This window comes from Paenibacillus sp. YAE3 (assembly GCF_057546105.1).
The window spans coordinates 67,337-88,708 of record NZ_BAAIYF010000004.1 but is presented as its reverse complement, the minus strand read 5'-3'; the positions used below and the strand labels follow the sequence as shown (position 1 = coordinate 88,708).

Genomic DNA, 21,372 nt, shown 5'->3' with positions numbered 1-21,372 from the left:
TCCTCCAATGAGATGTTGTATTTTTATCCTTTGATGCCCGAATTCAAATTGATCGATTGAATGAAGTACTTTTGGGCAAACGCAAACAGCAGCAGCGTCGGAATGATGGCCAGCATCGCCGAACCCATCAATTGCCCGATCATGCGGTAGTTGCCGTAAATATCCTGAAGCAGCAGCAAACCGGCTGTAATCGGCATTTTGTCGACATCCGTATACACGATGACCGGCCACAGGAAGTCGTTCCACGATCCGACGAAGGAAAACAGGCCGCAAACGATCAGCACCGGCTTGATGAGCGGCAGGATGATGGAGAAATAAATCCTGAAATCGCCTGCGCCGTCGACGCGCGCGGATTCGTCCAGCTCGCCCGGAATCCCCTTCAGGAACTGTCTGACAAGGAAGATGTTCCCCATTCCGGCCAGGCCGGGAATAATCATCGCAAGCGACGTGTTTACCCAGCCGAAAGCATCGATGATTTTATAAGAAGGGATGATGTTGACGACCCCCGGGAAAAACGAGATGCCCAGCAGCGTGAAAAACAGCGCGTCCCTGCCTTTAAATTTCATGCGGGCATACCCGTAACCCGTCAGGGAAATGATGACGACGACAAGCAACGTGTGCGACACCGCGATAAATACGGAGTTGAACAGCCAGCGCACGATCGGCGCCGTGGATGTGTTGTCCAAAATGGCTACGTAGTTTTCGAACGTCCATTCTTTCGGGAAAAGACGGAAACCCGAAGATACCACTTCGGTTTGCGATCGGAAAGATGTCGATATCCCGAACAATACCGGGACCACCCAAATGACACAAAGAACGATTAAGAATAGGTACGCGATATACTTGGAGATGCTCACTTTTTTCGACATTTTGATTAACCCTACCTCTCGTTTCCTAAATCCAGCATCTGCTTAAACGACCTACTTCGTGTTCCGGTTCATGACGTAATATTGCAGCGCTGAGATGACCAAAATGACCACGCCGAGCAAAACGGCCATGGCGGAGGCCATTCCGGCAATCGATTCCCCGTTGCCGAAAGCAAGCTGGCGAATATACATCATGAGCACGTGCGTGCTTTGCTGAGGTCCGCCTTTGGTCATCATGAGCGGTTGTCCGAACACGTTGAAGGCGCCCGCCGTCGTCATGACAAAGGTGTAGATTAACGGGAAATTGATGGAAGGCAAGGTAATGCTGAAAAATCTCCGTATCGATCCGGCTCCATCCATCTCTGCCGCTTCGTACAATTCTTTGGAAACACCGGCGATGGAAGCCCGGTAAATGATCATGTTGCCGCCGACGCCGCCCCATACCGTAATGACGAAAATAATGATCCAGGCGTAAGGCTGCGTTGCCGCCCAGGAAACCGCCGAATTCAGCACGTTGCCGGTTATCCCCAGCTGTTTATTGAAAATCAGCAGCCAAATCAAGGCGGCCGCGGATATCGAAATCAGACCCGGAATATAGATGATCGATTGAATGACGCCCTTCAGCTTCACCTGCTTATGCTCCAAAGCGACCGCAACCATAAGCGGGATGACGATCAGGAGCGGGACGCTGATGACGACAAAAATCAACGTATTTTTCAAACCGTTAAAAAATTGGGTGTGAAACGTCGAAGTCGTGTCGAACAAAATCGTTTTATAGTTTTCAAGGCCGATCCAAACCGGATCGTTCATGAGATTCCACTGCGTAAACGAAGCATAAATCCCGTAAATCGTCGGGATCAGGATGAAAATCAGAAATAAAATCAGATGAGGGCCGACAAAGAAAAACGGTGCAAATGATTTCTTTTTCATAGCCTTGTAAATTCTCCTTTTGGAGAAACAATGCGCCAGGCAGAATTGTCCGGCACATTGTTTCTATCTTTCTATTTTGCTAAGGCTTACTTGGTGCTTTGTTTGCTGCTTTCCGCGATCTTATCCTCTACGAATTTCTGCATTTTCTGAAGCGTTTCATCCAGATCCACGTTGCCGCGAACGATATCGGCGCAATATGTGTCAACCGCTTCGGCTACGTATGGGTAATATTCGTAAGTGTAGATGTAGAGCGATTTCGTTTCCTGATCATTCGAAGTGAAGAAGGACTGCATGAATTGCTTGTATTCAGGGCTTTCATTGACTTGCTTACTTGCTACGATTTGTCCTGCTTTCGCCCATTCCAGGGAGTGTTCGCGAACGAACTCCAGGAAGGCGCCGATTCCTGCTTCTTTTTCATCCGTACGCTTGTCGTTTTTGAACATCGCGAACAAGTGGGAGGATGCGCGGTTGGTAAACTTGTCGGCCGTCGGCGAGTAGACGTTCGTCACGCCGAAGTTCAAGCCTTCGACTTTGGCATGGGCCGTCGAGCTCCAGGTTCCGTCCGTCGAGAAGAGCACTTTGCCGGATTGGAACATCAGGTAGCCGTCTTCGCCGAACGGCGTCATCAGGCCGGCGTCGGCAATCTTTTTCACGTTTTCGAACGCTTGTTTCATCACCGGCGTATTGACGGCCGGCTTGCCGTTTTCTTGGATGTCTCCGCCCAGGTCTTGAACCTGCGCCAAAATAACCCAACCGAGCAGCGCGTCGTTGACGACGTATTCGTCCGGAGCCAGCTTCCCTTTCAGGGAAAGCATTTCGTCGATCGTGACGACGTTGTCGTCGAGGATGGACTCGGCATTGTATTTTTTAAGCAAATCCTTGTTGTAGTACATCACGTTGCTGTGAATATCGAGCGGTACCGTATATTGCGTGCCCCCCACGTTTCCTGTCGACCACGCTTGCGGCAAATAGTTCTCCTGCTTGATTTCCGGCTGCCCTTTAATGGCGCTTTCGATCGGCTCAAGCACGCCCTGCTTCGCGAATCCCGGCACGCGGTCTGCGTGGATGATGGCCAAATCCGGAACGCCTTTGCCCGAGTTCAGCACGGTCGAAATTTTCGTGTACATATCGGACGTAATGACGTGTTTGACTTTGATTTCAGGATTCGTCGCATTGTACGCCTTGACGATTTCGTCCATATAGGCACCGTCGTCGCCCGTCAGCGGCGTCCAGAACGTAATTGTCTTGCTGTCGTTGCCCCCGCCGCATGCCGACAGCAGCATGCTTGCCGCGAATACCATCAACAATGTAGCCACAAAGCCTTTTTTCTTCAAAACTTCCGCCCCCTAAAGATGGATTCTCTCGTTTCCTTCGAGATTTTTTCTTTTTTTTGATAGCCTTGCTTTCACTGCATTTCGAAAACTTGTAAAGCATTGCGTTTTTTTATAAGACCCGCCTTCAACTTGTACGTACATGTTGATGTGCATTGAACCTATGACATTCATGTTCCTGGTCCCTTGCCGGCGCCCGGATCGTCCCACCCCCCAAAGCAAAATCCTGAAGACCCGCCGTTCCTTTCGGCCCGATCGTTTCTTTTGCCGACGGACAAAAAGGAAACGGCAGATCCACACCTGCAATCTATGAAAATATGAGGTAATATCCAAACTTCATTTAAACGCCTCGGCCCCAGGCCGCCCGGATCCATCCAAAACGTCTCTTTGAATTAACCCTTTTTCAAACGGATCACGTTCCAGGAAGCCTTGCCAAGACGGGCGTTCACGAATCCGTCCTTGCATTCCGCGTTGCCGCGCGAATGAGGTTTGACGTTTTCCGCGTCGGCCGTATTGACGGCTTTCACGTCGTCATGCTCCAGAACGATATGTTCCGCGACCCGGTACCCCTCGAAACCTCTGACGTCGATTTCAACGTCGAGCGCTTCCTGCAGATGGCGGTTCAGCGCAAAAACGGTCAGCTCTTCGTCTTCTTCGTTGTGTACGACCGCGCTTTCCAGGTACGGCACGTCCGTGTAGTCCTGCGCGTCGTATTTCGGCGAATCGATGATCGGCAGCAGCGAGGTGCCGCGTCCATACATTGAAGCATGAAGGTACGGGTAAAAGATCGTCTGCTTCCAGGAACGGCCGCCGTTTTCGGTCATGATCGGCGCGATGACGTTGACCAGTTGGGCCAAGCAAGCCATTTTCACGCGGTCGGCATGTCGCAGGAAGGAGATCAGGAAACCTCCGACCAAAAGCGCATCTTCAAAGTTATAGATATCTTCCAGCTGCGGAGGTCCGACCGACCAAGGCTCGATTTTCGTATCCGCCTGGTTGGAATGATACCAAACGTTCCATTCGTCGAAGCTGAGATACATCGTCTTTTTGCTGCGCTTCTTCGCTTTTATGTAGTCGCATGTCGAAATGACGGTGTGGATGAAGTGCTCCAGATCCATCGTTCGCGCAAGGAAGTTGGCGGTGTCGTTGTCCCGGTTGCCGTAATATTGGTGCAGCGATACGAAATCGACGACGTCATACGTATGGTCCAGCGTGACCGCTTCCCATTCGGGGAAGGTCGGCATCGCGGTGCTCGAACTTCCACAGGACACGAGTTCGATGTCCGGGTCGACGAGGCGCATCGCTTTGGCCGTTTCATAGGCCAGCCGCCCGTATTCGACCTGCGTCTTCTGCCCGATCTGCCAAGGGCCGTCCATTTCGTTGCCGAGGCACCACGTTTTTACCTTGTGCGGCTGTTCGAAGCCGTGGCTGCGGCGCAGATCGCTGTAATAGCTGCCGGAAGGATGGTTGCAGTACTCCAACAGGTTGCGGGCCGCGTCCACGCCCCGGGTTCCCAGGTTGACGGCCATCATCACTTCCGAGCCGACTTCCTTCGCCCAGCGCATGAATTCGTTGGTCCCCACTTCATTCGGTTCGACCGTTCTCCATGCGAGTTCCAAACGCTTCGGCCGGGATTCGACCGGCCCTACGCCGTCCTCCCAATTGTATCCCGATACGAAGTTGCCTCCGGGGTATCGGATGATCGGAACGCCCAGCTCCCGAACGAGCTCTTTGACGTCGCCGCGGAAGCCGAAGGCGTCGGCCGTCTCATGCGAAGGCTCATAAATTCCGCCGTACACCGCGCGTCCCAAATGTTCGATGAACGAGCCGTATATCCGTTTATCCACTTCCGCGATTTTAAAAGCTTTATCTATGACGATGCGGGCTTTTTGTCCTGTCGATGACATCGTTCGACCACCTTCCGTTTTAACGATATATGAATTAATTTAGAAAACTTGATTGAATCCGCTTACAGATATAAAATAACATATGATCAGCAAAATGTAAACATAAAAATCTAAAACATTTTATGTTTTTCTAAAATTAATTGTCGATCCGGCGCTTATTACGTAGATTTCATAGGGAATTCCCACCCGGTTTTTGCTTATTTTTTATATTTATATAAAACAAATGGGAAAACAAACGTTAGGAACCGGTATCTGCCGATCGGCCGCCGGACTATCATTAGCCGTTCCGTTCGTTTATAATGATGTGAAATGAATCATTTATTTTTTCCATATCTACCGGAAGAAGGGTTCGATGATATGATTTATATCAAGGATTTAATGAGTGGCATTGATATTTTCAAAGCATTAAGCTCGGAAATCAGAATTCAGATTCTGCAATTGCTCGCCCAAAACCAGGCGCTTAACCTCAATGATTTGGCCGGCAAGCTCAATTTGAGCAACGGGGCCATCACCATGCACGTCAAAAAGCTGGAAGAAAGCGGGCTCATCGAAATCAACACCAGCGTAGGCAAACACGGCATCCAAAAAATTTGTTACCTTAATAAAGACAAACTGATGGTCGACCTGCGCAGCAAGGATTTCGACAATCTGTACGAAGTCGAGATCCAGGTCGGGCACTACAGCAACTACCGGGCGGAGCCGACCTGCGGCCTCGCCACCAAAGACAGCATTATCGGCGACTTCGACGATCCCCGGTATTTTGCGGATCCGCAGCGGATCGACGCGGAGATCATCTGGCTGACCGAAGGCTTTCTCGAATACCGCATTCCCAACTACCTAAAGCCGAACCAGGCCTTCCGCGAAATTCAGTTTTCGATGGAACTCGGCTCCGAAGCCCCGGGTTTTTGCGACAACTACCCGTCGGACATTTATTTTTACGTGAACGGCGTTGAAATCGGTTTCTGGACCAGTCCCGGCGACTTCGGCAATGCAAGAGGCACGTTCAACCCGGACTGGTGGCCGCCCCATTTGAACCAATACGGCATGCTGAAGCTGATCCGCATCAACCATGAAGGCAGTTATATCGACGGCTGCCGGATTTCGGACGTGACGCTGGATCAGATCAACCTCGACTACAAAAGCGAGCTGACCTTCCGGATCGCGGTCACGGAGCATGCCGAAAACAAGCGGGGCCTGACCATCTACGGCAAACATTTCGGCAACTACAGCCAGGACTTGCTGGCCCGCGTGCTGTATGACGTAAAACAGGATTAAGCTCAAGCGTTCGCGGAAGACAACGCTAAAGGGGACCGGGCCATATTTTGCTCCGTGTCCCCTTTTGGGCTTGAATGGCGTGAGGCCGTTCCCGCAGCGGATGCATCAGCCTTTTACCGCCCCGGCCGTCATGCCGTCGATAAAATACTTTTGGAAAGCGACAAACAGGATAAAGATCGGAATGATCGAAAAAAACGAGCCGACGATCAGCAGGTCGTAGTTGTTGCCGTAAGGCGTCAGCAGCGTTTTCAATCCGATCGGCAGCGTATATTTTTTGTCATCGCTCAGAACCATGAACGGCCACAGGAAATTGTTCCAGCTGTTCATCCCGTTCAAAATGGCCATCGCCGCAAAGGACGGCTTCATCACGGGCAAAATCAAGCGGGCGTAAATGCCGTATTCGGTGGCGCCGTCGACCCGTCCCGCCGCGATGATTTCCTTGGGTACGCCGCTGAGGTACTGTCTGAAAAAGAAAATCGTGGCCGCGCTCGCAACGCCCGGCAAAATGATGGCCGAATAGGAATTCATCAGTCCCATGTCGTAAATCAGCCTATACAGCGGAAGCAGCAAAATTTCAAACGGCACCATCATGATGAGCAGCACGCAGACGAACAACATGTTTTTTCCTTTAAAATCGTACGCCGCGAATCCGTAAGCCACCGTGGCGCTGACGATCAGCGTCAGGGCCACCTGGACGACGGTCAGCAGGAGCGAATTGAAAAACCACTTGAAATAAGCATGATCGCCGGTGAACAGGTAGGCGAAATTGTCCAGGCTCATCGCGGATACGTCGAACCGCAGGTTCAGGCCGTACCGGATCAGGTCCTCCCCGGGTTTAAAGGAAGCGATCGTCACCGCGTAAAACGGAATGAGGATCAGGAGACAGATGACCGCAAACAGCGCGAAAATGGCGATTTTGGCTGCCAGCTCTTTTTTCATGGACTACTCCTCCTTCTTGAACATGCCGGAGAATGCCAGCTGGGCGAGGTTGATGATCATGGTGATGGCCAGCAGCACGACCCCGACGGCCGCCGCGTAACCAAGGTTGTTTTTCTCGATGCCCTGGCGGTACAGGTATCCGACGATGGTAAGGCCGATGTTTTTGGGCGAATTGTTGCCGTTCCACAGCATCATGCTTTCGATAAACATGGCGAGTCCCGCGTAGATGCTGATCGTTACGACGTAGATCGTCGTCGGCTTCAGCAAGGGCATCGTGATTCTGGTGAATTTTTGCCAGCTGGAAGCGCCATCGATCGAAGCAGCCTCATAATAATCGTCCGGAATGCTTTTCAGCCCCGACAAAAAATAGAGGATATTAACCCCGGTCCATCGCCACGTGGCCAGCGCGACCAACGCGATATAACCCGTCGCCTGCCCTTTCAGAAACTTGATCGGGTCCAAGCCGAACCAGCCGAGGATGCTGTTGATCAGGGAACCTTCCATTTCGCCGAACATCAGGCGGAAAATCGTGCCGGCCACGACCACCGAGGTCAGCGCCGGGAAGAAAAAGGACGATTTGAAAAATTCCCTCCCCCACATCAGCCTGCTGTTGATCAGCACCGCAAAAAGCATCGGGAAAGGAATGAGAATGACAAGCGTCAGCACCATGTAGACCGCGCTGTTGGTTACCGCTTTAAAAAACGTCTTGTCGCCCATCAGCTTCGCATAGTTGTCGAAACCGATCCACTGCGCCTCCTGCCCGAGCGTCACCTTCTGAAAGCTCATGCCTACCGAACTCGCAAGCGGGTAAATCCAAAATACGAGAAAAACCAAAACGAACGGCAGAACAAAGACATACGGAGCGACTTTCTGCGAATACAAAAATCTTTTTACCATAGCCTCCGACCCCTTTTGGAGGAAAGCTGCCCAGGTCCCCGGGCAGCTTTCCTGATTTGCCATCACGACGGCTTTATTTCAATTCCTGTTCGATTTGCGCCTGGGCATCGTCAAGCGCCTGCTTGATGTCCTTGCCGTCTTCGAATATTTCGTTCAGCGTCACCGTGCAAAGCACGTTGTTGATCGTCGGGCTTGCCGGCGTCGATTTGATCAGCCGGATTTCGTCCTTGATTTCGTTCAGCACGTCAAACGGGTTGTTGACGAAATATTTGACGAACTTGTTCTCCGGATTGTGCGTGACGTCCTTCATGTTCCAAACGTCCATGTTGACCGGGTCAAACCCGAGCGTGTTCCAAATTTCCTTGTTCGCGTCCAGGCTCAATTTGGCGAATGCGAGAAAATCTTTGGCCAGCTTCACGTCCTTCGCCGTTTTCGTGACGACCGTGCCCGTGCCTCCGCCGCCGACGGAACGAGGCATTCCTTTTTCCATGACCGGAATCGGCGCGATCGCGATTTTCCCCGCCAGATCGGTCATGTAGTTCGTGTATCGCGACATTTGCCAAAGCGGCATGAAAGCCGTAGCGTAATTCCCGGAATTGAATTCCCCGTAAGCTTCCTCGGTGTCCGGCTGGCCTCCGGCAATGGTCGCAATGACGTTGTTGTCCTGCAAATCCTTCAGCAGCTTCAGCGCTTTCACCATCGCTTCCGAATTCACCACCGGATTGCCTTGATCGTCCGTCAAGTCGGTTCCCTGCTGGGCGAGCAGCTGGGAAACCTGCCAGAGCGCGCTGGTGTCCGCGGTTCCCATATATTTTCCCGTCTTCTCATGCACCTTGATGCCCGCCTGTTTGAAATCTTCCCAGGTGACGATCTTCGTGTAGTCGACCCCGGCTTCCTTCAAAATTTCCGTATTGTAAAATGCGACCGATGCTCCGACGTGGGTCGGAACGCCGTAATTTTTGCCGTCTTTGCTGTACAGATCGATTCTCGACTTCACGACCGTGTCCCGGTAAGGGTCGATCACGTCGTTCAGCGGCTCCAGCTGCGGGGTGCCCTTCAGGAAGTCCGGGAATTTGCCCAGCTCGATATCCGCGATATCGGGAGCCCCGACGCCGGTTTGCACCGCGATGGACAGCTTGTTGTGCATGTCGTCGTAAGGCATGACCGTCACGTTCAGCTTGATCTGGCGTTCCGGGTTTGCCTTGTTCCATTTTTCAAGCATTTTTTCGAAATGCTGTCCATGAAGCTCCACGAACGTCCAATAGGATAATTCCGTCGCGCTTTGACCGGCGCCGCCATCCAGCACGGAGGTTTTCCCTCCCGAAGTCGCCGGCTTGCCGCCGCCGCAGCCCCATAAAATCGTTGTCATCGTAAGCACCAGAAGCGTAATCAGCCATGTTCTCTTCATACTTGACCCTCCTGAATGATTGATAGGCTTGAAGCCTTGTTCAAACTTATAACATTCCGGTTTCAGGCCCAAGCAGGCGCAAGGTCCCGCGCTTTCAGCCTGATTCGGAACGAGGTTTGACTTCATCATTTCATTTCATCATGAACCGCTTTCAAATGAACCCTGTTTTAAGGCGCTGGCGTGTCGGCGTTTCGCAACCCTTTATTTTACTTTATAGTGAATCATTTTATGTATACCACAATGAATTCGCTTACATGTATAAAATATCATACCGAATTTCGGTTGTAAATAAATAACTGTAAAACTTTTTATTGTTTATTAAAACAAATTAGCGATCTACTTAACGAAAACGTTACATACTCCTGTTACACTTTTTACCTCACCTATATAACTTTATCTTTTTATGAAATGAACTGTCTTAAAATCTATCATTTTTCCTAGAAAGATTGTAATTTATTAAAAAAATAGGCGGCGCACTATCTTTAGCCGTTATATTAGTTTATAATTATTTAAAATAAAAGAATTAGGGATTGATCCATTACCTATTGAAGAAGGGTTCGATGAAATGATTTATATCAAGGATTTAATGAGCGGCATTGATATTTTCAAAGCGTTAAGCTCGGAAATCAGAATCCAGATCCTCGAGCTGCTGGCCAAAAACCAGGCCCTGAACCTGAATGATCTGGCGGGGAAGTTAAACTTAAGCAACGGGGCTATTACGATGCACGTTAAAAAGCTGGAGGAAAGCGGACTGATCGAAATCAATACGAGCGTCGGCAAACACGGCATCCAGAAAATCTGCTATCTGAACAAGGACAAGCTGATGGTCGATTTGCGCAGCAAAGACGTGGATAATCTGTACGAGGTCGAAATCCAGGTCGGGCATTACAGCAACTATCAGGCGGCCCCGACATGCGGACTCGCAACCAAAGACAGCATCGTCGGAGATTTCGACGATCCCCGGTATTTTGCCGACCCGCAGCGGATCGACGCGGAAATCATTTGGCTGGCCGAGGGTTTCCTGGAGTACCGCATTCCGAACTACCTGAAGCCGAACCAAACCTTCCGGGAAATCCAGTTTTCGATGGAGCTCGGTTCCGAAGCCCCGGGTTTTTGCGACAACTATCCTTCGGACATTTATTTTTACGTCAACGGCATCGAGATCGGCTGTTGGACCAGTCCCGGCGATTTCGGCGATGCCCGCGGCACCTTCAATCCCGACTGGTGGCCGCCGCATCTGAACCAATACGGCATGCTGAAGCTGATCCGCATCAACCAGGACGGCAGCTTTATCGACGGCTGCCGGATTTCGGACGTGACGCTGGACCAAATCAACCTCGACTACAAAAGCGAGTTGACCTTCCGGATCGCCGTCACGGAACAGGCCGAAAACAAACGCGGCTTGACCATTTTCGGCAAAAATTTCGGCAACTACAGCCAGGACCTGCTGGCCCGCGTGCTGTATGACGTAAAGCCGGATTAAGCCGCGCCGTTTCGGGTGATCGCGCTTATCCATAAGGGACCTCGAACATGCACCTGTTCCGGGTCCCTTTTGCTTTCGGATATGCGCCCTGTCAACGGGCGGACGGAACTATGCTTCATTGAGCGCCCGCAGCAGCGTATGGCGGTCGCGCAGGCGATGGGCTTCGCGCACGCTATCCGCAAACAGGCCGTCGTCTATGCCAAGCTCCTGCAAGCTTGCAGGGCCGCCTGCACGCTGCAGCAGCGAGCGGATATCGGCTTCCCCGGGCACCTCGTTCAGCCATTCCCGGACCTGGGATTCGTGCTTTTTCAGCATCTCCGGCTCCCGTCCCGGATAGACGCCGCGGAAGGCTGCATCGTGGTAAAGGCGCGAAATTTCCGCGCAGGCGACGCCGACCTTCGCGCCATGCAACAGCGCGCGGCTGCCGCGGCGCAAATATTCCATCTCCCAGAAATGGGACAGATGATGTTCCGCGCCGGAGGCCGGATGGGATTGCCCGAACTTCAGCATCGCAATTCCCGATTCGATCAGGGAAGTCATCAAGATCCGGATGCCTTCCTCGGTCCGCTTCCCGATCTCGTCGACGTGCTCCACGCAGGCGCGAAGCGCTTTCTCCGTCATGTCGGCGACTTCCTCGTCGTATGGCTCCTGTGCGGCAAGATGCGAGAACTTCCAATCGAACAACGAAGTGTACTTGCCGAGCATGTCTCCGAAACCCGCGGCAACAAGCTGCTGAGGCGCCTTCGTCAGAACGTCCACATCCGCGAAGATCGCCACGGGCCCGATGGCCGGGAACGTCTTTTTGACGCCGCGGACGATCAAGGGAGCCCCCTTCGACGTAAAGCCGTCCACCGACGGAGCCGTCGGCACCGAAACGAACGGTTTGCCGGTTTTGTAGCAAACATAACGAACGATATCGTGGATCGTTCCCGAACCAACAGCAATCACGGCATCCGTCGTTTCCGGATTCACCTCGATCAGCAGCTGCAAAAGCGAAGTTTCGTCGGCCACGACGTCGCCGGAAGCTCCGGGTTCGATGAGGCACAACCGAACGGTAACCCCGGCTGCCTCAAGCTCCTCTTTCAGCTTCTTGCCTGCGGCTTCGTAAGTGTTCGTGTCGGCCGCCATTATGACGTCCCGGCATCCTTTGTCCTTAAGATAGAAGGCCGCTTGCTTTAAAGCCCCCTTCTCGAGCACCATCCGATCCAGACCGTATTCTCCCGGAATGTTCATGCTGATCCCCTCCTTATAAATCTGCTCGCAAAACGAAACGACCGCCGGTTTGAGGAAAACCGTCTGCCCCCCATTGCATGGAAGGCAGACCAGCGTCTTTGCAAGTTTCCTCCCGGCTACTCGACCGACTTTTTGATGTTCTTGAGCCGCTTCATCACGTCGTTCGCGCCGCGGCCAAAGTAATCATGGAGAAGGTTGTATTCCTGATAGAGGCGCTCGTACACTTCAACGTTTTCCGGAATCGGCTTGAAGGTTTCTTCTTTGACCCTCGCCATTTTTTCGGCTGCGGCGATGACCGTGTCGTAACCTCCGGCTTCTTTGCCGGCCGCAACCGCCGCGAAGATCGCCGCTCCGAGCGCCGGCGTCTGTTTGGAATCCGCAACGAAAATTTCCCGGTTCGTCACGTCCGCGTAAATCTGCATCAGCAGCTTGTTTTTCTGCGGCAGACCGCCGCATGCATACAGCACATCCACGTTGACGCCGCTCGAATGGAAGGCATCGACGATTTTGCGCGTGCCGAAAGCCGTCGCTTCAAGCAGCGTGCGGTAAATTTCCTGCGGCTTGGTCAGCAGCGTCATGCCGAGAATCATGCCCGTCAAATCCGTATCGACGAGCACCGAGCGGTTGCCGTTCCACCAATCCAGCGCAAGGAGTCCGGTTTGGCCAGGCTTATACTGCGCGGCTTCCCTTTCAAGCCAAGCATGAACGCCGATGCCCTCTTTGTCCGCCGCTTCCTTCACGTAAGCCGGCAGCGCTTCTTCCACGTACCATTCAAAAATGTCGCCGACGGCCGATTGGCCGGCTTCATACCCGTACAATCCCGGAATGATGCCGTCTTCCACGACGCCGCACATGCCTTCGACCTGCTTTTCTTCCGTGCCGAGCAGCATATGGCAGATCGAGGTTCCCATCGCCATGACCAGCTTGCCCGGCGTCACGACGCCAACGGCAGGCACGGCCGCATGGGCGTCCACGTTGCCGGCCGCAACGGCGATGCCCGGCTTCAGCCCCATCATGGCCGCCATGTCTTCCGTCAATCCGCCGACGTTGGTTCCGAGCGGAATCACTTCGCCGCGGAGCTTCGTTTCGGTCAAGTTCTCCAGACGCGGATCCAGCGCTTTGAAAAATTCCTTGCTTGGATATCCGTCCTGTTTGTGCCAAATCGCTTTGTAACCCGCGGTGCAGCTGTTGCGCACGATTCTGCCGGTCATTTGCGAGATGACCCAATCCGTCGCTTCCAGGAACTGATCCGCCTGATCATAAATCTTCGGAGCTTCGTTCAAAATTTGCCATACTTTGGCGATCATCCATTCCGAAGAAATTTTGCCGCCGTAACGCGCCAGGAACGCTTCGCCGCGCTCGGCGGCGATCCGGTTGATCGCATCCGCTTCCGGCTGGGCCGCATGGTGCTTCCACAGCTTCACCCAGCTGTGCGGATCGTCCTGAAGTTCCGGCTTCAGGCACAGCGGCTCGCCCTTTTCATCGACCGGCAGCATGGTGCAGGCCGTAAAATCGATGCCGATCCCGATGATGTCCGCCGGATCGACGCCGGATTCGCGGACGACGGCCGGCACCGAACGGCGCAGCACTTCGATGTAATCGGCGGGATGCTGCAGCGCCCAGTCATGCTCCAGCTTTTTCCCCGCCCCCGGCAGCCTTTCGTCGATGACGTGATGCGGGTAAGGCGTGACATGGTCCGCGACTTCGCGCCCATTGGACAGGTCGACCAATACGGCACGGCCGGATTGGGTTCCGTAGTCCACCCCGATCGTATACTTTTTGCTCATTTGAGTCCCCTCCAGCTCGATAACGAGTTATCATGAGAAATTTCTATATCCGAAAATAACCTTCCCATCCAGCGCTGCCTAGCTCGAAACCGATGAACTTGGCAATATCTTACACGGAAGCGGCTGGAATGCCTATTGCAAAATCATAAAATGATGGCAGTAAACGTTGCTTGCTTTTCGATTATTTTTGGCCGTAATAAGCATTGGCTCCATGTTTGCGCAGAAAATGCCGGTCGAGCAGCGTTTGGTCCATCGGCTTGCTGTCCGGATTGAGCTGCAGCTGCCGCGCCGTGATTTTGGCGACTTCCTCCAGCACCACCGCATTATGGACCGCATTCAGGGCATCTTTTCCCCATACGAACGGCGCATGCGCATGCACCAGGATGCCGGGCACCTGCATCGGATCCAAGCCAAGCTCCTGAAACCGCTCAACGATGACGTTCCCGGTTTCCAGCTCGTAAGCGCCTTCGATCTCCACCTTCGTCATCGGGCGCGTCACGGGAATTTCGCCGTAAAAATAATCGGCATGGGTCGTTCCCGACGCCGGCAGCGGCCGTCCCGCCTGGGCCCAGCTGGTTCCCCAAGGCGAATGGGTATGTACAACCCCGCCGATCTCAGGGAATGAACGGTATAACACCATGTGCGTCGGCGTATCGGATGAAGGCCGCAAGTCGCCTTCGACGACCCGTCCCTCCAGATCGACGACCACGAGGTCTTCCGCTTTCAAATCCTCGTAAGGAACGCCGCTCGGCTTAATGACGAACAGTCCTTTTTCCCGGTCGATTCCGCTTACGTTCCCCCATGTAAAAGTGACAAGGCCGTGTTTCGGCAAAGCCAAATTCGCTTCCAGCACCTGTTGTTTTAATGCTTCCAGCATGTCGGACACATCCTTTCTTATCGATGGTTGTACGTACAAGCGAAGGCGGGGAGAGCCCGCACTTAAGCAGACCCGTCCCTCTTCGCGTCAATTTCTTTTCGCTACGGAATCCCGCACGATGAGTTCGGGTTCGTAAATCGTATCCCGTGCCGTTTTTCCTTGTTCGATCATCGCGATCAGCTGGCTCGCCGCCGCCTGCCCCATCTCCGTCTTCGGATGCGTCAGCGTCGTCAGCTTCGTTCCCGAAGCGGTGGCCAAGCTGGAATCGTCGAAGCCGATGATGGACACGTCTTCCGGCACCTGCAGCCCGCTTTCGGCAACCGCCTCCATCAGCAGCACCGCCAGCTCGTCGTTATAACACACGAATGCCGTCGGACGGTTTTCCCCTTCCCCAAGCATTTGCAAAGCCTGGCGGTATGGCAGGCTGTTTTTCTCCTCCGTCGTGTAGGTGACGACCCTTTTCGGGGAAGCGCTCATTCCAGCGGCTTTATGCGCCGCCAAAAAACCCTTCAGGCGGTTTACGCCCTGCAGGTCGTCCCGCTTGAAGAAACCGGCGATCTGGGTATGCCCCATCTCGAGCAAATACTGGACCGCCTTGTAGCCCCCGGCTTCGTCGTCCACCTTCAAGCAGGCGCATTCCAGCTCCCGGTATTTTTCGTTGATCATCAGGTAAGGGATTCCCTTTTCCTGAAGCTCCAGGAAATAGGCCAGGTTCGGATTGCCTTCGGCGCTTTTCGTCGGCTCGATGATCAATCCGCTGAGCGGCTGGCTGGTCATCAGCTGCAGGCTTTCCATTTCCTTTTCCTTGGTGTTGTCCGTGCTGGACAACAGCAGCCGGTACCCTTGGCTGCGGAGCTCCGCTTCGGCACCCCGGACGATATGCGGAAAGATGTAATCCGATATATACGTCGTAATAATGCCGATCGTTTTCGCCTGTTCGGCTTCGCGGCGCTGCGGATGGCGGGCAAAAGTGCCTTTGCCTTGAATCCGCTCCAGCCACCCTTCTTTCTCCAGCTCGCCGAAGGTTTGGCGGACCGTCTGGCGGCTCATGCCGAACTGCTCCGCGATCTCGTTCTCCGAAGGGACCTGCTGTCCCCGCTGCAGCTTGCCCGATTCGAACCAGGACAACAGCTCTTTCTTTAATTGAATATATTTGGGAATCCGTCTATTATTCATCATTCACCTCAGCGAAACAATTCGAGTATAGAGCCTGCCGTGCCCGACGCCAGGTTCGATGCAGCCGGGCAGGCTCTTCCATATATAGTTATTGTATCATAGGCTGGGCGAATAGAGACAAACTGCCCTTTTTATCTTAAGCGATATGCCGCTTCGCTCCACAGAAGCTCGTTCTTGAAGCGCTGAACCGATGTGTTTTTGTCGATGACGACGGCTTCGATGCCGGCCATTTCCGCAAAGTCCGTCAGGTTCTCCGCCGTAATCGCGTACGAGAGCACGGTATGATGCGCTCCTCCCGCCAAAATCCACGCCTCGGCGGATTCGCGCAGGGAAGGCTGCGGCTTCCAAAGCACGCGGGCAACCGGCAATTTCGGCATCGCCTTCTCGACTTTCACGCCGTCCACGACATTCACGAGCAGGCGGAAACGGTGGCCGAGGTCCACAAGGGACGCATTGACCGCTTGGCCGTCGCGGCCGTCGAATACGAGACGGGCAGGATCTTCCTTGCCGCCGATGCCGAGCGGATGCACTTCCAGGGACGGACGCGTAGCCGCGATGGTCGGGCATACCTCCAGCATGTGGGCGCCGAGGATCATATGGTTGCCCGGTTCGAAATGGTAGGTGTAATCCTCCATGAACGACGTGTCCTTATTGTTCGCGAGCACTTTCAAAACGCGCGTCAGCGCGGCGGTTTTCCAGTCGCCTTCGCCGCCGAAGCCGTATCCGGCTTCCATCAAACGCTGCACGGCAAGGCCCGGAAGCTGCTTCAATCCGTGAAGGTCTTCGAACGTCGTCGTGAAGGCGCCGAAGCCGCCCTCCTCGAGGAAACGTTTCATCGCGATTTCAATGCGCGCCTGGTACGCGATCGCATCCCGAACCGGTCCGTCGCTGAGTCCGGCCTGGGTAATCGTATACTGCTCCGCATATTCGTTCAGGAGCGCTTTCACTTCGCTGTCGCTGACTTCGTTCAGGACCTGCACCAGGTCGCCTACGCCGTAGCCGTTGACCGACCAGCCGAATTTGATCTGCGCTTCGACCTTGTCGCCTTCGGTTACGGCCACTTCGCGCATGTTGTCTCCGAAACGGGCCACTTTCAGGCGGCGGCTTTCGGCAAATGCGGCTGCGGTGCGCATCCAGCCGGCGATGGAATCCCGTACTTCAGGATCTTCCCAATGTCCGACGACGATTTTGCGGGCGATGCCGAGACGGGCTCCGATATGGCCGTATTCTCTGTCGCCGTGGGCGGACTGGTTCAGGTTCATGAAGTCCATGTCCATCGTTTCCCACGGAATATCGCGGTTAAATTGCGTATGCAGATGAAGCAGCGGCTTCTGCAGCTGCGAAAGGCCGGCGATCCACATTTTGGCCGGGGAGAAGGTATGCATCCACGTAATGATTCCCGCGCAGCTTTCATCGCTGTTCGCTTGGATGATCAAGTTGTAGATTTCATCCGGCGTGGTCACGATCGGCTTAAAGACGACCGGATACGTAAACGAAGCGTCCTGATCCAGTTCTTTTGCGATAATTTGCGAATGCGAAGCTACTTCTTCCAATGTTTCGGGTCCGTATAAATGCTGGCTGCCTGTCACAAACCAAAATGAGTGCGGTTTCAAATTCATTTTGTTAGCCCTCCTAAATTGATGCTTATGGGTTCATTCACTTGTACATACCAATATGATCAAATTTCGCGAATTATTCACACTTGTACGTACATGTATCTATGGCTTTATCATATGCCTGCCGCCCCAAAAAAGCAAGCAAAACATTTTTTAGCTTTGCGGTCGGAGCGCTGACCGTTATCATGGGAATAACAACCGTTTCCAGGAGGCAAGGCCATGAGCGAACCGTTTGTCCCGTTTTCAGCTTCCCATCTGCTTATGCTTCTTACGCTTGTCGTTCTCTCTATTCTGCTTTACGCCTTCCGGTTTCCTTTGCGCACGCGGCCAAAGCTCAAACGTTTTCTCCGTTATGCCTTAGCCGTGCTGCTGGCCGTATCCCAAGCCGTCCTTGATGCATGGAATATCGCCGAGGGCGCCTGGAGCGCAGCGTATACGCTGCCTCTGGAGTTATGCAGCATCACTTTGCTTCTATCCGTCGTCATGCTGCTGACCCGCAGCCGGGTGCTGTACGGCATCCTCTTTTTTGCCGGGATCGGGGGCGCGCTGCAGGCGCTGGTCACGCCCAATCTGGCCTTCGGCTATCCGCATATCCGCTTTTTCCAGTTTTTTGTCGCCCATATGCTGATCATTTTGGCTTCGCTGTATATGACCTGGATCGAAAACGACAGGCCGACCTGGAGATCGGTGGGGATGGCGATGATTTTCCTGAACGCCGCCGCCGTGGTCGTCGGGACGCTGGATTACCTTCTCGGCGCCAACTACATGTTTTTGATGCATAAGCCTTCCACGCCGTCCCTGCTCGATTATCTCGGTCCCCATCCTTTCTATCTGCTGGTTGAAGAAGGCATCGCCCTGCTTATTTTCATTCTGATGCATCTGGTCTGCTTTGTTCTCCCGGAAAAGAGGGCCAAAATGGGAAAATCCCGCGGCCAATCGGCCATGTAAAATATCCAACCTTAACGCAGGGCTTGGTGTTGCCGCCTTTTCGGCCGCTTTTGCATCGATCCTAGGAGAATACATATATGCTGTACGCAAAAAAGCGGTCGATCAATGCCTGAACCCTGCGGCGCAACGCCTCCCGCCTTCATTGTGGAATCGCCCGCCGGGAATTATAATGGTCTGAAAAGCTTGTCCGCAACGTGCAAAAAACGCGAAAAGGAGCTTTGCGCCATGACACGACCTAAAGTGGTACAAAACATAACCGAACTTATCGGCCAAACCCCGGCCGTCCGCCTGCACCGTCTCGCGGGCGCCCAGGAAGCCGAAGTGTACGTCAAACTCGAGTATTTCAATCCGAGCCGAAGCGTCAAAGACCGGGCGGCCTTCAACTTGATCGCCCAAGCCGAAAAAGACGGGCTGCTGAGGCCCGGCTCCACGATCATCGAGCCGACGAGCGGCAATACGGGCATCGGACTGGCGATGAACGCCGCCGCCAAAGGATATCGCGCCATTCTGGTCATGCCCGACAACATGACGAAGGAGCGGATCAACATTTTGAAGGCTTACGGCGCGGAGGTCGTGTTGACCCCGGCCGCCGAACGCATGCCGGGCGCGATCCGCAAAGCGGTTGAGCTGAGCCGGGAAATCCCGGACAGCTTCATCCCCCAGCAATTCGAAAACAAAGCCAACCCCGACATTCACCGCCGGACGACGGCGCTGGAAATCCTCGAGCAGATGGAGGGGCGCCTGGATGCCTTTGTGGCGACGGCAGGGACCGGCGGAACGATTACCGGCACCGGCGAGGCATTAAGGGAGAGCATCCCGGGAATCCATGTGTACGTCGCCGAGCCCCAAGGCTCGCCCGTGCTGTCCGGCGGACAGCCGGGCCCGCATAAGCTGGTAGGGACGAGCCCCGGTTTCATTCCGCCCATCCTGAATACGGACGTATACGACGAAATCTTCCAGGTGAGCGACGAGGATGCGATCGGAACGGCCCGCCGGCTCGCCAAGGAAGAAGGAATACTGGTCGGACCGTCCTCCGGCGCCGCCGTCTGGACCGCCCTGCAAGCGGCTAAGCGGCTTGGTCCGGGCAAACGGGTGCTGTGCATCGCCCCGGATACCGGGGAGCGTTACCTCAGCATGGGGATTTTTTAGGCTCACCTGTGATCGCAAGAAAAGGCAGAACTGGAGGACCAGGGCCCCCTCCCGAATGAGAGAGCAAAATTTTGGCATTCCCCTTATGTTATAACTGTATCAAACAGGAACATCCAACAGGGCGCCTGTTAAACATAAAGGGAGCTGAAGGTTATGAGTACATTGGCAGGAAAAACGGCGCTGGTAACGGGCGCAAGCCGCGGCATCGGACGCAGCATCGCGCTGCGTTTGGCGGAGGAAGGCGCGCTTGTCGCCGTTCATTACGGAAGAAACCGGGCCGCCGGCGAAGAGGTCGTTCGGGAAATCGGGGAGCGCGGCGGAACCGCATTCGCCATAGGCGCGGACCTCGCGTCCATGGAGGGCATCCGGCAGCTGTATGCATCCCTGGATGCATCGCTGCAGGAACGTTCGAACGACAGCCTCTTCGATATATTGGTCAACAACGCGGGGATCGGGCTGCCGGTTCCCATCGAAGAAACGACGGAACAAGCTTTTGACGAAATCGTGGCGGTGAATGTGAAGGCTCCCTTTTTCATCATCCAGCAAGGCCTATCCCGCCTGCGGGACGGCGGACGCATCATCAATCTTTCATCCGCCACCACCCGAATTTCCCTGCCCGTCGTTCCCGCCTACAGCATGACCAAGGGGGCCGTAAACGTTTTGACGCTTTCCCTTGCCAACCAGCTGGGCAGGCGCGGGATCACGATCAATGCGATACTTCCCGGTTTTGTCGAAACCGACATGAATGCCGGAAGCCTGGAAAGTCCCGAAGGCCGGAAGTTCGGCGCCGATTTTTCGATTTTCGGACGCTGGGGCCAGCCGGGCGACATCGCCGGCATCGCCGCTTTCCTTGCATCGGAAGACAGCCGCTGGATCACCGGCCAGCTCATCGACGCCAGCGGCGGATCGCATCTCTAAGCGCCGGCCTGCATGGATCGCGCTTTTTAACGCCGCATATAAAAAATCCAGCACGTCAAAGTGCTGGATTCTTTCTTTTTATGGAATATATTGCTGAACGATTTTAACCACTTTGCCGTCCCGGATCGTCAGGTGGTACGGGAAGCTTTTCATGTCGATCAGCTTGTCGTTGTTCATGATGGCCAAATATTTATCCAGCGATACCGGTTCATTCCACTGGATGTCCATCCCTTCGTACGTTCCGTCGTGATCGTACAACTGCATCAGCACCTGGGCATCCGGCGCAATGTCATACGTCTTCAGCGTCGGATCGTCGTTGACGATGTAATAACCGTCAGGCGCGCCGCCCAATTCTTCGGCGGCTTCTTTTTCCCGTTCCATGAACTTCTGGTCGGCCGCGGCGCCTTCATACCATTCGATCGGATCGGCCTGGACGACGATATGCCCGTTCTCCTGTTTTATCGAAGAAATCAAAGCTGTCACTGTGTCCTCGCTCGGAGGAACCGGCGTATATTCCTTGTCCGTTCCGACTGCACTGGCCGATGTCGTCATGCTTAGCAGAACCGCGATCATGAGGGTAGCAAACAGCGTGATTTTTTTCATTGAAAATATCTCCTTTAATGGACATGTAT

Annotated in this window: 18 protein-coding genes; 5 read left to right on the top strand and 13 right to left on the bottom strand. The window is 53.9% G+C overall.

Annotated features, from left to right (window positions below; genetic code table 11):
• Positions 1 to 23: 23 nt before the first annotated feature.
• From AC27KL_RS09090 to arfA, 4 genes are all read right to left on the bottom strand, one after another.
• A complete protein-coding gene (locus tag AC27KL_RS09090) occupies positions 24 to 869 on the bottom strand; it encodes a carbohydrate ABC transporter permease (RefSeq protein ID WP_487169481.1) in 846 nt (281 codons plus the stop codon).
• A 51-nt stretch (positions 870 to 920) separates the two neighbouring features.
• Positions 921 to 1,796: a carbohydrate ABC transporter permease gene (locus AC27KL_RS09085; RefSeq protein ID WP_339321991.1), complete on the bottom strand. Its 876-nt coding sequence runs from the start codon at positions 1,794 to 1,796 to the stop codon at positions 921 to 923.
• Positions 1,797 to 1,882: 86 nt separating this feature from the next.
• Complete coding sequence (locus AC27KL_RS09080) at positions 1,883 to 3,097, bottom strand: extracellular solute-binding protein (protein WP_487169681.1); 1,215 nt, start codon at positions 3,095 to 3,097, stop codon at positions 1,883 to 1,885.
• A 422-nt stretch (positions 3,098 to 3,519) separates the two neighbouring features.
• Positions 3,520 to 5,034, bottom strand: a complete 1,515-nt coding sequence (gene arfA, locus AC27KL_RS09075; RefSeq protein WP_487169480.1) for an arabinosylfuranosidase ArfA — start codon at positions 5,032 to 5,034, stop codon at positions 3,520 to 3,522.
• A 357-nt stretch (positions 5,035 to 5,391) separates the two neighbouring features.
• Between arfA and AC27KL_RS09070 the strand changes: the two genes are divergently transcribed.
• Positions 5,392 to 6,309 (top strand): ArsR/SmtB family transcription factor, encoded by a 918-nt coding sequence (locus AC27KL_RS09070; RefSeq protein ID WP_339321993.1) that lies wholly within the window; start codon positions 5,392 to 5,394, stop codon positions 6,307 to 6,309.
• A 105-nt stretch (positions 6,310 to 6,414) separates the two neighbouring features.
• On the opposite strand, the gene AC27KL_RS09065 is transcribed toward AC27KL_RS09070, so the two are convergent.
• From AC27KL_RS09065 to AC27KL_RS09055, 3 genes are all read right to left on the bottom strand, one after another.
• Positions 6,415 to 7,248, bottom strand: coding sequence for a carbohydrate ABC transporter permease (locus AC27KL_RS09065; protein WP_339321994.1), 834 nt, complete (start codon positions 7,246 to 7,248; stop codon positions 6,415 to 6,417).
• 3 nt (positions 7,249 to 7,251) lie between these two features.
• A complete protein-coding gene (locus tag AC27KL_RS09060; RefSeq protein ID WP_487169479.1) occupies positions 7,252 to 8,145 on the bottom strand; it encodes a carbohydrate ABC transporter permease in 894 nt (297 codons plus the stop codon).
• A gap of 73 nt (positions 8,146 to 8,218) precedes the next feature.
• Entirely contained in the window at positions 8,219 to 9,553 is a 1,335-nt protein-coding gene (locus AC27KL_RS09055) for an ABC transporter substrate-binding protein (RefSeq protein WP_487169478.1), read from the bottom strand.
• Between the two features lie 565 nt (positions 9,554 to 10,118).
• Between AC27KL_RS09055 and AC27KL_RS09050 the strand changes: the two genes are divergently transcribed.
• A complete protein-coding gene (locus AC27KL_RS09050) occupies positions 10,119 to 11,036 on the top strand; it encodes an ArsR/SmtB family transcription factor (RefSeq protein WP_339321997.1) in 918 nt (305 codons plus the stop codon).
• A gap of 108 nt (positions 11,037 to 11,144) precedes the next feature.
• Here the strand turns inward: AC27KL_RS09050 and AC27KL_RS09045 are convergent, their stop codons facing one another.
• The 5 genes from AC27KL_RS09045 to araA form a co-directional block, all read right to left on the bottom strand.
• Entirely contained in the window at positions 11,145 to 12,269 is a 1,125-nt protein-coding gene (locus AC27KL_RS09045) for a sn-glycerol-1-phosphate dehydrogenase (protein WP_487169477.1), read from the bottom strand.
• 116 nt (positions 12,270 to 12,385) lie between these two features.
• Positions 12,386 to 14,056 carry a ribulokinase gene (locus AC27KL_RS09040; RefSeq protein WP_487169476.1) on the bottom strand — a complete coding sequence of 557 codons (1,671 nt, stop codon included), beginning with the start codon at positions 14,054 to 14,056 and terminating at the stop codon, positions 12,386 to 12,388.
• 181 nt (positions 14,057 to 14,237) lie between these two features.
• Entirely contained in the window at positions 14,238 to 14,933 is a 696-nt protein-coding gene (gene araD, locus AC27KL_RS09035; protein ID WP_212949172.1) for an L-ribulose-5-phosphate 4-epimerase, read from the bottom strand.
• 87 nt (positions 14,934 to 15,020) lie between these two features.
• A complete protein-coding gene (locus tag AC27KL_RS09030) occupies positions 15,021 to 16,109 on the bottom strand; it encodes a GntR family transcriptional regulator (RefSeq protein ID WP_212949174.1) in 1,089 nt (362 codons plus the stop codon).
• A gap of 131 nt (positions 16,110 to 16,240) precedes the next feature.
• Positions 16,241 to 17,728: an L-arabinose isomerase gene (gene araA, locus AC27KL_RS09025; protein WP_212949176.1), complete on the bottom strand. Its 1,488-nt coding sequence runs from the start codon at positions 17,726 to 17,728 to the stop codon at positions 16,241 to 16,243.
• A 216-nt stretch (positions 17,729 to 17,944) separates the two neighbouring features.
• Between araA and AC27KL_RS09020 the strand changes: the two genes are divergently transcribed.
• From AC27KL_RS09020 to AC27KL_RS09010, 3 genes are all read left to right on the top strand, one after another.
• Positions 17,945 to 18,673: a YwaF family protein gene (locus AC27KL_RS09020; protein ID WP_487169475.1), complete on the top strand. Its 729-nt coding sequence runs from the start codon at positions 17,945 to 17,947 to the stop codon at positions 18,671 to 18,673.
• Between the two features lie 225 nt (positions 18,674 to 18,898).
• Positions 18,899 to 19,822, top strand: coding sequence for a cysteine synthase A (gene cysK / locus AC27KL_RS09015; protein WP_036708603.1), 924 nt, complete (start codon positions 18,899 to 18,901; stop codon positions 19,820 to 19,822).
• 153 nt (positions 19,823 to 19,975) lie between these two features.
• On the top strand, positions 19,976 to 20,740 hold the full coding sequence (locus AC27KL_RS09010; RefSeq protein WP_487169474.1) for an SDR family oxidoreductase: 765 nt from the start codon (positions 19,976 to 19,978) through the stop codon (positions 20,738 to 20,740).
• A 78-nt stretch (positions 20,741 to 20,818) separates the two neighbouring features.
• Here the strand turns inward: AC27KL_RS09010 and AC27KL_RS09005 are convergent, their stop codons facing one another.
• Positions 20,819 to 21,343, bottom strand: a complete 525-nt coding sequence (locus AC27KL_RS09005) for a hypothetical protein (RefSeq protein WP_212949180.1) — start codon at positions 21,341 to 21,343, stop codon at positions 20,819 to 20,821.
• Between the last annotated feature and the right edge of the window lie 29 nt (positions 21,344 to 21,372).